Genomic DNA, 10,446 nt, shown 5'->3' with positions numbered 1-10,446 from the left:
GCGGAGCAGGGGGCTTCTCTGTTGCGCAGTCTCAGGCGCGCAGTGCGTCCCTGAGCTTGACCCGCGAACCCATGCGCAGCAGCGAGTTCTCGTAGATCTTCGCGCCGATGGCGATCGCGGCCACGCAGCTCGCGAGCAGGATCACCAGGCTCAGCATCGGCTCCCACCACTGCGCTTCGCCGACGAACAGGCGCATCGGCATGCCGACCGGGGCCGAGAACGGCACGTACGACATGATCGTCAGCACCAGCGGGTTGTCGTTGAACACGATGACCAGGATGTACGGCGCCATGATCAGCATCGTGATCGGAGTGGTCGTCGACCCGATGTCTTCCTGGCGGGAGACCATCGACGCCGCCGCCGCGAACATCGCCGCCAGCAGGATGAAGCCGAACAGGAAGAACACGGCGAACCAGATGATCGGCGCTCCGAGCGTCGTGAGCACTTCGCGTTGACCGGTGACGATCAGCCCGATCGTGGCGACGGCCGCGAGGGCGAGGATCTGCCCCATCGCGAGCACCGTGTTGCCGATGACCTTGCCGGCCAGCAGTGTGCGCGCCGGGATCGCCGACAGCAGCACCTCGACCACGCGGGTCTGCTTCTCTTCCACGACGCTCTGCGCGATCGTCCCGCCGAAAGTCGCGGCGGCCATCATGAAGACGAGACCGAACGCGATCGCGATGAAGTAGCGCAGGAGCGGGTTCGTCGTGACCGGCTCGAGGATCACGACGTCGGGCGACTGGGACAGCGCCGAGACGAGCGAGCTCGGCGCATCCTGCAGCGCGATGATCGTGTACCCCGAGGGCCCGTCGCCGGGCAGCACCGCGGCGTCGACCTTGTCGTCGCGCACGAGTTCCTCGGCGGCGGCCTGGTCGGCCACCTCGGTGACTTCGAAGCCCGGGATGGCGGAGACGGCGGCGGCGGTCTCCGCGGTCGCGGCGATCGGCGTCGTCTCGGTGTTCTTGCTCGCGAAGCCGCCGAGGATGATGCCGGCGAGGGCGAGCACCAGCAGGATGCCGGTGGAGATCAGGAAGGCCTTGCTGCGCAGCTTCGATCCGATCTCGCGCTCGGCGACGAGCCAGATGCCGTTGGTGCTGCGGACGGGGGCAGGGGTGCTCACTGGATGACCTCCTTGAAGATCTGGGCGAGGGACGGATGCTTCGGCGCGAAGCTGGCGACGTCGCCTCTCTGCACGGCGGACTGCAGCACGCGCTGCGCCGTCTCAGGGCCGTCGGCGTCGAACAGGGCATAGCCGCCCTCGAAGTCGACGACCGTCACACCGGGCTCGGTGCGCAGCCATCCGGCGTCTCCGGCGGAGACGAGCTCGTAGCGGTCACGGGCATGCTCGGCGCGCAGCGCGTCGCGCGAGCCGGAGGCGCGGATCGTGCCGCCGGCGAGGATGACGAGGTCGTCGCACAGGCGCTCGACCACGTCGAGCTGGTGGGAGGAGAACAGGATCGATGCGCCCTTCGCGGCGCTGGACTGCAGCACGCCGGCGACCACATCGACCGCGAGCGGGTCGAGGCCGGAGAACGGCTCGTCGAGGATCAGCACCTCGGGGTCGTGCACGAGCGAGGCGGCGATCTGCGCCCGCTGCTGGTTGCCGAGCGACAGCGACTCGATCGTGTCGTTCAGTCGTTCGCCGAGGCCGAGCTCGGTGAGGAGCTCCGTCGCCCGGTCGGTCGCATCCTGCTTGCCGAAACCGTGCAGGCGGGCGAGGTACACGATCTGCTCGAGCACCTTCATCTTCGGGTACAGGCCGCGCTCTTCGGGCATGTAGCCGAAGCGGCGGCGGTCCGCCGTCGTGAGCGGAGCGCCGTCGAGGTCGACCGTGCCGCCGTCGGAGGACAACAGTCCCAGGACGATGCGCATGGTGGTGGTCTTGCCGGCGCCGTTGCCGCCGACGAAGCCCGTCAGGCGGCCGGGGGCCACCGTGAAGGACACATCGTCGAGCACGCGCCGAGAGCCGTAGCTCTTGGTGATGCCGGAGAGTTCGAGCATTCCTGTCGTCATACCCTCACGCTACGGAGCGCAGGCATCCCGGGGCATCCCCCCTGTGGCGGACCCGCGCCCGTCCACCCCGCGGCTGACCCTGGGCTAGCGACGACCCGCGTGCAGGACCGCGCGGACCAGGAGCCCGGCGACCAGCGCCCAGAACGCGGCGCTGACACCGAGGACGGCGATGCCGGATGCCGCGACCAGGAAGGTGACGACCGCGGGGATCCGTTCGCCCGGATCGTCGATGGCCTGCTGCACGGATGAGCCGAACGCGGCGAACAGCGCGAGGCCGGCGACCGCGGGGATCACGGCGGCGGGCGCGAGCACCACGAGAGCGGCGAAGGCGGCGGAGAACACCGCGAGCACCAGGTACGACGCCCCGGTCGAGACCCCGGCGACCCACCGTCGCTTCGGGTCGGGGTCGGCATCCGGTGAGGCGGCGAGGGCCGCGCTGATCGCTGCGAGGTTGATGGCATGACCGCCCGCCGTCGCCCCGAGCGCGGTGCCGAGGCCGGTGACGAGCATGGCCGGACGCCACGGCACCTCGTACCCGAAGCTGCGCATGATCGCGATGCCCGGGACGTTCTGCGAGGCCATCGTCACGATGAACAGCGGCAGCGCGAGGCCGACCAGCGCGCCCACCGTGAACATCGGCGCCGTGAACTCGAGCCGCGGCAGCAGCACGGCGGGGTCGAACGGGGCGCCTTCGTCCACCGTGGAAGCGCCGATCAGTGAGACCGCGACCACGACGGCAGCCGCGACGAACGCGAGCGGAACCGCCCACCGCGGCGCGAGCCGGGCGAACACCAGCCAGGTGAGCACGACCGGAATGACGCCCCACGGGTTCGCGACGATGCCGGTGATCGGAGCCAGGCACAGCGGCAGCAGCACGCCGGCCAGCATCGCCTGCGCGATCGACGGCGGGATGCGGGCGATGAGAGCTCCGAGTGCCGGCCACAGCGCCGTGAGCAGGATCAGTGCGGCGGCCACGAGGAAGGCCCCGACCGCCGCCGGCCAGCCGCCCTCGACGGTGCCCGTCGCCACCAGCAACGCGGCACCGGGTGTGGACCACGCGACCGTGATCGGCATCCGATACCGCCACGCGAGCACGACGCACGCGAGGCCCATCATCAGGCTCACGGCGAGCAGTCCGCTCGCCGCTTGGGCCGCATCCGCCCCGACCGCATCCAGACCCGTCAGCACGACCGCGAACGAACTCGTGAATCCGACGAGTGCCGTCACCACCCCCGCCAGGATCGGGCGGGACAGGGGTGCGGTTTCGGGCATGGCTCCGAGGTTATCGCGGAGGCGTATCGGCTCGCCTACGCGAGGCCCATGCGGTGCGCGAGCACGACGGCCTGCACGCGATCGCGGGCGCCGAGCTTCTGCAGGATGCGCGAGACGTGCGTCTTGACCGTGGCCTCGCCGATGTACAGCGCCCGCGCGATCTCGGCGTTGCTGCGCGCGTCGGCGAGCAGGGTCAGCACCTCGGCCTCACGGTCGGTGAGCGGCTCGGCGAGGGCGACCCTGGGCGCAGGGGTGCCCGTCGGAGGCGTGGAGTAGGTGGCCGGTGCGGGGGTCGCGGCGAACCGCGCGAGAACCCGACGCGTCACCTCGGGGGCGAGCATCCCGTCGCCGGCCGCCAGAGCGCGGACGGCGGCGATCAGATCCTCGGCGCCGGCGTTCTTGAGCAGGAATCCGCTGGCTCCGGCATCCAGCGCCTGGTACAGGTAGTCGTCGCGGTCGAAGGTCGTGACGATCGCGATGGCCGCCGCGACCGCGGGATCGGTGACGATGCGACGGGTCGCCTCGATACCGTCCATGTCGGGCATCTGCACATCCATCGTGATCACGTCGGGATGGAGGGCGGATGCCTGCGCCACGGCCTCTGCTCCCGATGAGGCCTCGCCGACCACCGTGATGTCGGGCTGGGTGTCGAGGATGGTGCGGAAGCCGGCGCGCAGCAGCGCGTGGTCGTCGACCAGCAGCACGCGGATCGGTTCGCTCATCGCACGCTCGATCCGGTCGGTGTCGGGAGTGGCACGCGGGCGCGCACACGCATCCCGCCCAGCGGTCGAGACGTCACCTCGAGCGTGCCTCCGGACGCGGCGGCGCGCTCCCGCATGCCCAGCTGGCCGAGCCCCGGGCGGAGTTGGGCGACCGTACGCCCGGTGTTGACGATCTCGACCTCCACGCCGTCGTCGTCGTAGCGCACGCGGACGTCGGCGGTCGCTCCGCTGCCGGCGTGACGGCGGGCGTTCGTGAGCGACTCCTGGGCGATGCGGTACAGGTTCACCGCGACCAGCGACGGCACGGGCACGGGTTCGCCGATCACCGTGTAGTCCGTGGGCAGCCCGGCCTCGGTCGACGCCTCCACGAGCTCGGCGATGTCGTCCAGGGCGAGGGTGGATGCCGCGTCCGTCGTCTCGCCGCCCGGTGTGCGCAGGGTCTCCAGCAACTGGCGCAGTTCGTGGATCGCGTCGCGGGCAGAACCCTCGACGCCGGAGAGGATGCGGGCGGCTTCCGCGGGATCGCGCTCGAGCACGAGACGCGCGGCGCCGGCTTGCACGCCCATCACCGACACGTGGTGGGCGACGACGTCGTGCAGCTCGCGGGCGATGCGCACCCGGTCGAGGGCGACGGCCTGCGCCGCGGTGACCTCGCGCTCGCGCTCCAGTTCGACGGTGCGCTGCTCGAGCACGGCCAGCTGCGCAGCTGCCGCCCAGGAGCGCTCGCCGAAGTAGTAGGCACCGCCGAAGTAGAGCACATTCAGCAGCAGCTGGATGAGCATGAAGGCGACGTACGGCGACATGGCTCCGGCGGCGACATCGGCCTTGTCGGCCTCGCTGATCGCGTCGCGGTACATCGTGATGATCAGCCACACGAACATACCCACGATGATCCCGACGCGTACGAGCATCGCGCGACGTCGGTCGTTCATCCACGCACCGACCGTGTACAGCGTGAGGAACATCACGATGTTGCCGACGTAGATCTCGGGGACGCGGATGGTGACGGCCGTGAAGTACGCCGCGGCCACGATCACGGCGGCGGTACCCGGCCAGCGGCGGCGGAACGCGAGGGGAGCGGTGGCGACGACGGCGTAGACGAGTGCCCACCACAGGGGTGCCTGCTCGTCGCCGTAGATCTCCGCGATCGAGGAGAGCCCCGCGCTCAGCACCGCGCCGACGAACATGACGGCGGCGAGGATGACATCGGCTCGTCGCTCGCGCGCGGTCGGCGTGCGGGTGAACGCAGGGGCAGGCATCCCTCCACCGTAGAGCGGCGACCGCCTCCCGGCATCCCCCGAGCGGCGGATCGGAGAGGGGCTGGTAGGCGGGATTCGCTTGTTATTGACTGACTGACATGAGCGCTGACAAGACCGAAGACGCATCCGGCCGCATCCTGATCGACCTCTTCATGACCCTCGACGGTGTCGCGCAAGGACCGGGCGGCGTCGGCGAAGACACGTCGGGTGGTTTCCGCTTCAGCGGCTGGCAGGCGGGATACCCGTCACCCGGTATGGGCGCCGAGGTGGACGACGGGATGCGGGGCCTCGATGCGCTGCTGCTCGGTCGCCGGACGTACGACATCTTCGCGTCGTACTGGCCGCAGCACACCGATGGCCCCGAGGGGCACATCGGCAGGCTGTTCGACCGCGTCCCGAAGTATGTGGCGACGAGAGATGCCGATCTCGCGCTCGACTGGCAGGGCAGCACCCGGGTGGGGGATGACCTGGCGGCAGAGGTCGCGGCGCTGCGGGCCGCCCATCGCGAGGTGCATGTGATCGGCAGCATCGACTTCGTGCACACGCTGCTCGCCGAGGGGCTCTTCGACGAGCTGAACCTCTGGGTCTATCCGATCCTGCTCGGCACCGGCAAGAAGGTCTTCGACGACAACGCGCTGCCGTCAGTGCTGCGGCTCTCGCAGCCGCCGATCACCGACGAGGCCGGCGTGATGTTCCTCCGCTACGGCCGGACCGATCGCGTGCCGGAGGTCGGGACCTTCGGGTAAACACGAACGCAGGGTTGATCACGCGAATCGACTATTCCGCTCCGTTGCCCTGAGCCGGTAGATTCAGGGCAGATGCTGCCGAGCGATCGGCGGCTTTTCGAGGTCGAACGCGACGGCACGGTGCCGCGCGCCACCTCGCTTCGGAGGGTGGGGAACATGGCGCGACGTCGCGCATTCATTCAGGCTGTCATCGGTGGGGTCGCGGCTCTCGCCTTGGCCTTCGGCGGTGCCACATCAGCGATGGCTGCCGATTCAGGCGACTCGGTGTCAGAGGCGGTGACGTGGAGCGCCGAAGGAACGGGTGCGGTGGACATCAGCGTGGCCGAGGCGAGTGAACCGGAGGCGAGCGATCCGGTCGCGCCGGAGGAAACCGAGCCGGCCGCGCCCGAGGAAACCGAGCCGGCCGCGACCGGGGAAACAGCGCCTGCCGTGCCCGCGGTGAGCGCGCCTGCCGTGCCCGCGGTGAGCGCGCCCACGGTGAGCGCGCCCGCCGCGCCCGCGGGCGTCTCGACGGGATCGATCAGCGGCGTGGTCACCCAGGAGGACGACGGCACTCCGCTCGCCGGGGTGCTGGTGTCGACCGGTGGTGAGGGGACGCCCTGGGTGGAGGACTACACGGACGAGTCCGGTGCGTACTCCCTGACGGGGCTCGCCCCCGGCTCCTACCTCGTGTCCTTCTTCCCGGTAGGCACCGACCTCCAGCGCGAGTATTGGAAGGACACCGCCATCTGGAGCGACGGCACGTTGGTCGTCATCGGTGAGGGGACGGCAGTCACCGGCATCGATGCGTCGTTGAAGCGCGGCGCGACCATCTCCGGTGTCGTGACGACCGCCAGAGACGGCTCTGCACTCGCCGGCGTGACGGTGAACGCCCTCGACCAGCATGAGATCGTCGGCGCAGCTCAGACGGGAGCCGACGGCTCATACCGCATCGAAGGGCTGAGCGAGGGGGAGTACGTCGTGCAGTTCCTCTCGCCGGACGGGGAACAGCTCGCCACGGAGTACTGGCAGAACGTGTACGGGTACGACGCGGCGACTGCGGTCTCCGTGACGGGCACCGAGACAGCGGCCGGCATCGACGCGGCGCTCGACGCGGTCGGCCACATCGAAGGCACGGTGACGCAGGAGGGCCGGGAGGTCCCCATGGCGACGGTATGGATCAGATCGACGAACGGCGACGGATACATCTCCGGTCACTCCGTCGAGGGCGACGGGACCTATTCGGCAGCGCTCCCGCCGGGAACCTACGTCGTCGAATTCCGCTCTTTCAGCGACGAACACGCGGATGAGTACTGGGAGAACGCGCGCACCATCGAGGAAGCGACTCCGGTCGTGGTGGGTTCGAGCCAGCGTGTCACGGGCATCGATGCCGTGATGGACCGCGCCGGCCTCATCTCCGGGAGCGTATCGATCGACAGTGACGACGTGCGGGGGATCCTCGTCGAAGCGTGGCAGGGCGACCGACTCGTCGGTTCCGCACAGGCCGACTACCTCACGGGCGAGTACACGCTGCGCCTGCTGCCGGGGACGTACATCCTCAAGGCGTCGGCAGAGTTCCTCGACGGCTCCACGCTTACGGCGAAGCCACAGTACTTCGACGGTGTGACGACCGCTGCACAAGCGACACCCGTCCCCGCAGTCGTCGGTACGCCGGTGAACGGAGTCGACTTCACGCTCGTCCCCGTGGAGGTGCAGCCCCAGCCGATGCCGACGCTGGAGCTCTCGGTGGGCTCGATCCAGGCGGGCAAGGACATCACCGTCTCCGGCACCGGCTTCGCGCCGGGAGCGACCATCGCGTTCGAGCTGCGCTCCGACCCCATCGCGCTCGGCACCCTCACCGCCGACGCGGATGGTGTCCTCCGGGGATCCCTGCGGATTCCGGCCAGCGCACCAGCGGGCACGCACAGTCTCGTCGCGCTGTCGGGCGGCGCCGTGATCGCGAGCGCGACACTCGTGGTGACAGCGGCGGCAGAGGCCGGCGGTGGCGCTGCGGTGACCCCGGGAACGCGACTGGCGGCCACCGGGGCGGAAACCCCGACCGCGATCATCGCGCTCGGCGTCATGCTCGCCGTCCTGGGTGGACTGCTCGTGCGTCGGCGCCGCGTCGAGAGCTGAACTCAGCCGAGCAGCCGCTCGATCACCTGAGCAACGCCGTCGTCGTCGTTCGACGCGGTCGTCTCGTCGGCCGCGTCCTGAACCACGGGTTCCGCATGGGCCATGGCGACACCGCGCCCGGCCCAGCGCAGCATCTCGACGTCGTTGAGCGCATCGCCGAACGCGACGACGTCGGCGCGGTCGATGCCGAGGTGCTCGCACAGACGGGCGAGGCCGGTGGCCTTCGTGACGCCCTCGGCCATCACCTCGACGAACGGAGCGCCGGACAGGGTCACCTCGAACCCGGTCAGCCCGAGGCTGCGCAGCGTGTCGAAGAGCGCGGCAGGGGCGAGTTCCGGATGCCGGATGACGAGCTTCAGGCTCGGCGCCGCGAGCACGTGCTCGAGCGGCACGCCACCCATCGTTCGAGGGTCGCGCTTGTGGTCGGAGAGTTGGGCGATCTCGGCGTAGCCGTCCTGCGCCACGAAGGTCTCCCCGCCCTCGCGCACGCTCGCGAACAGCAGGCCCGGGATGCTGGCGCGCAGCGCCTCGACCAGCGTGCGGATCGTGTCGGCGGGAAGCTCTTCGGCGAACAGCATCCGCCCGTCGTCCAGGCGCACGGCATAGGCGCCGTTGCTGCACAGCGCCCAGCCGTCGAAAACCGCATCACCCGCGATCGCCCGCAGCCCGATCGGCTGACGTGCCGTGACGGGGACCACAGGGATGCCGCGGTCGCGAGCCGCGTCGAGCGCCTCGCGCGTGCGCGGCGTGACAACGGACGAGGAGTCGAGCAGCGTGCCGTCGAGATCGGTGGCGATCAGCCGCACGGTCACAGGAACGACCGTCAGGAGAAGATCATCGGAAGATCGTCGTCGTCATCGGCGCCGCCGAAACTGAGGTCGACCACCACGGGAACATGGTCGCTGGGCTGCTCGCCCTTGCGCTCGTTCCGGTGGATCGACGCGCCGGTCACAGCCTCGGCGAGCGTGCGCGAGCCCAGGACGAAGTCGATGCGGATGCCCTCGTTGCGCGGGAACTTCAGGCGCTGGTAGTCCCAGTACGTGTATCCCTCGGGCAGCAACGGGCGCACGACGTCGGTGACCCCCGCGTCCTGGAACGCGAAGAACGCGTCGCGCTCCTGCGGGGACACGTGCGTGGACCGGCCGACGACGATGTCGGGATCGCCGTTGTCGTGGTCGAACGGGATGATGTTGAAGTCGCCCACCAGAGCGAGCGGCAGATCGGGGTTCGCCGAGAGCTCGGCCGCCGTCGACTTCTTCAGCTGCTCCAGCCAGTGCAGCTTGTAGAGGTAGTGCGGGTCGTCGAGCGAACGGCCGTTCGGCACGTACAGGCTCCACACCCGAACCCCGTCGACCATCACGCCGAGCGCGCGGGCCTCGAGCGGAGCATCCGGGCCCTCATGCCCCTTGGCGAAGCCCGGCATCCCGTCGAACGCCGTGCGCACGTCGGTGATCGGCAGGCGGCTCGCGATCGCGACGCCGTTCCACTGGTTCAGCCCGTGCACCTCGACGTGGTACCCGGCCTCTTCGAACGGTCCGTAGGGGAACTGCTCGGGCTTGCACTTGATCTCCTGCATCGCCAGCACGTCGATGTCTTCACGGACGGCGAACTCGACGGTGCGGGTGACGCGGGTGCGGATGGAGTTGACGTTCCAGGTGGCCAAGCGCATGCATCCAGCCTAGAGCCCACCTCCTACACTGGATGCCGTGACCGCACTCGACGCAGACCGCCAGACCCTCCTCGACCTGATCAAGGACGAGGCGGTGTTCCACGGCGACTTCACCCTCTCCAGCGGCAAGAAGGCGACGTACTACGTCGACATGCGCAAGCTCACCCTGGACCACCGCGCCGCCCCCGCGATCGGCCGGATCATGCTCGACCTGATCGGCGACCTCGAGGTCGTGGCCGTCGGAGGCCTCACGCTCGGCGCCGCCCCGATCGCGAACTCCGTGCTGCACGCCTCGGTCGCCACCGATCGCCCGCTCGACGCGTTCGTGGTGCGCAAGGAGCCCAAGGACCACGGTCGTGGCCGCCAGATCGAAGGGGCAGACGTCAAGGGCAAGCGGGTCGTCGTGCTCGAAGACACCTCGACCACCGGGCAGTCGGCGCTCAAGGCCGTCGAGGCGCTGCGCAAGGAAGGCGCCGAGATCGTCGCCGTCGCCGTGATCGTCGACCGCAAGACCGGGGCGCAGGCGGCCATCGAAGCCGAGGGACTCGAATGGCGCGCCGCCTTCGACCTCGACGACCTCGGACTCGACCCCCAGTGACGCGCTACGCGCTGGCCGTCGACGTCGGCGGCACGAAGATGGAGGCCGCGCT

11 protein-coding genes are annotated in these 10,446 nt (G+C 69.8%); 3 read left to right on the top strand and 8 right to left on the bottom strand.

What is annotated here, in order from left to right; genetic code table 11:
- Positions 1-31: 31 nt before the first annotated feature.
- From ACNPM4_RS19900 to ACNPM4_RS19880, 5 genes are all read right to left on the bottom strand, one after another.
- Positions 32-1,120, bottom strand: coding sequence for an ABC transporter permease (locus ACNPM4_RS19900; protein ID WP_448986918.1), 1,089 nt, complete (start codon positions 1,118-1,120; stop codon positions 32-34).
- Positions 1,117-2,001 carry an ABC transporter ATP-binding protein gene (locus ACNPM4_RS19895; RefSeq protein ID WP_448986927.1) on the bottom strand — a complete coding sequence of 295 codons (885 nt, stop codon included), beginning with the start codon at positions 1,999-2,001 and terminating at the stop codon, positions 1,117-1,119. Before ACNPM4_RS19895 ends, ACNPM4_RS19900 begins: the two co-directional genes overlap by 4 nt.
- 96 nt (positions 2,002-2,097) lie before the next feature.
- The gene (locus ACNPM4_RS19890) at positions 2,098-3,285 is read right to left on the bottom strand and encodes a benzoate/H(+) symporter BenE family transporter (protein ID WP_448986917.1); all 1,188 of its coding nucleotides are present in this window, start codon (positions 3,283-3,285) and stop codon (positions 2,098-2,100) included.
- 35 nt (positions 3,286-3,320) lie between these two features.
- Positions 3,321-4,007 carry a response regulator gene (locus tag ACNPM4_RS19885; protein WP_448986916.1) on the bottom strand — a complete coding sequence of 229 codons (687 nt, stop codon included), beginning with the start codon at positions 4,005-4,007 and terminating at the stop codon, positions 3,321-3,323.
- On the bottom strand, positions 4,004-5,266 hold the full coding sequence (locus ACNPM4_RS19880) for a sensor histidine kinase (protein ID WP_448986915.1): 1,263 nt from the start codon (positions 5,264-5,266) through the stop codon (positions 4,004-4,006). Before ACNPM4_RS19880 ends, ACNPM4_RS19885 begins: the two co-directional genes overlap by 4 nt.
- 98 nt (positions 5,267-5,364) lie before the next feature.
- On the opposite strand from ACNPM4_RS19880, the gene ACNPM4_RS19875 reads away from it, so the two are divergent.
- Positions 5,365-6,012: a dihydrofolate reductase family protein gene (locus tag ACNPM4_RS19875; protein WP_029262818.1), complete on the top strand. Its 648-nt coding sequence runs from the start codon at positions 5,365-5,367 to the stop codon at positions 6,010-6,012.
- A 179-nt stretch (positions 6,013-6,191) separates the two neighbouring features.
- Here the strand turns inward: ACNPM4_RS19875 and ACNPM4_RS19870 are convergent, their stop codons facing one another.
- On the bottom strand, positions 6,192-6,548 hold the full coding sequence (locus ACNPM4_RS19870; protein WP_448986914.1) for a hypothetical protein: 357 nt from the start codon (positions 6,546-6,548) through the stop codon (positions 6,192-6,194).
- Here ACNPM4_RS19870 and ACNPM4_RS19865 point away from each other — a divergent pair.
- Complete coding sequence (locus ACNPM4_RS19865; protein ID WP_448986913.1) at positions 6,541-8,127, top strand: carboxypeptidase regulatory-like domain-containing protein; 1,587 nt, start codon at positions 6,541-6,543, stop codon at positions 8,125-8,127. The two genes, ACNPM4_RS19870 and ACNPM4_RS19865, sit on opposite strands and share 8 nt — an antisense overlap.
- 2 nt (positions 8,128-8,129) lie before the next feature.
- Here ACNPM4_RS19865 and ACNPM4_RS19860 read toward each other — a convergent pair whose 3' ends face one another.
- A complete protein-coding gene (locus ACNPM4_RS19860) occupies positions 8,130-8,939 on the bottom strand; it encodes a Cof-type HAD-IIB family hydrolase (RefSeq protein WP_448986912.1) in 810 nt (269 codons plus the stop codon).
- Positions 8,940-8,950: 11 nt separating this feature from the next.
- Positions 8,951-9,796, bottom strand: coding sequence for an exodeoxyribonuclease III (locus tag ACNPM4_RS19855; protein WP_448986911.1), 846 nt, complete (start codon positions 9,794-9,796; stop codon positions 8,951-8,953).
- A gap of 37 nt (positions 9,797-9,833) precedes the next feature.
- On the opposite strand from ACNPM4_RS19855, the gene pyrE reads away from it, so the two are divergent.
- The gene (gene pyrE, locus ACNPM4_RS19850; RefSeq protein WP_448986910.1) at positions 9,834-10,394 is read left to right on the top strand and encodes an orotate phosphoribosyltransferase; all 561 of its coding nucleotides are present in this window, start codon (positions 9,834-9,836) and stop codon (positions 10,392-10,394) included.
- Positions 10,395-10,446: the final 52 nt, after the last annotated feature.

It is taken from the genome of Microbacterium umsixpiens, assembly GCF_053543675.1.
Note: the sequence above shows the minus strand (reverse complement) of the source record. Positions and strands in the feature narration are given on the sequence as shown.

Bases quoted from the DNA above. Each gene is read 5' to 3' on its own strand.
- ACNPM4_RS19855 (WP_448986911.1), bottom strand. From the start codon at position 9,796: ATGCGCTTGGCCACCTGGAACGTCAACTCCATCCGCACCCGCGTCACC.
- ACNPM4_RS19895 (WP_448986927.1), bottom strand. From the start codon at position 2,001: ATGCTCGAACTCTCCGGCATCACCAAGAGCTACGGCTCTCGGCGCGTG.
- ACNPM4_RS19890 (WP_448986917.1), bottom strand. From the start codon at position 3,285: ATGCCCGAAACCGCACCCCTGTCCCGCCCGATCCTGGCGGGGGTGGTG.
- ACNPM4_RS19875 (WP_029262818.1), top strand. From the start codon at position 5,365: ATGAGCGCTGACAAGACCGAAGACGCATCCGGCCGCATCCTGATCGAC.
- ACNPM4_RS19885 (WP_448986916.1), bottom strand. From the start codon at position 4,007: ATGAGCGAACCGATCCGCGTGCTGCTGGTCGACGACCACGCGCTGCTG.
- ACNPM4_RS19880 (WP_448986915.1), bottom strand. From the start codon at position 5,266: ATGCCTGCCCCTGCGTTCACCCGCACGCCGACCGCGCGCGAGCGACGA.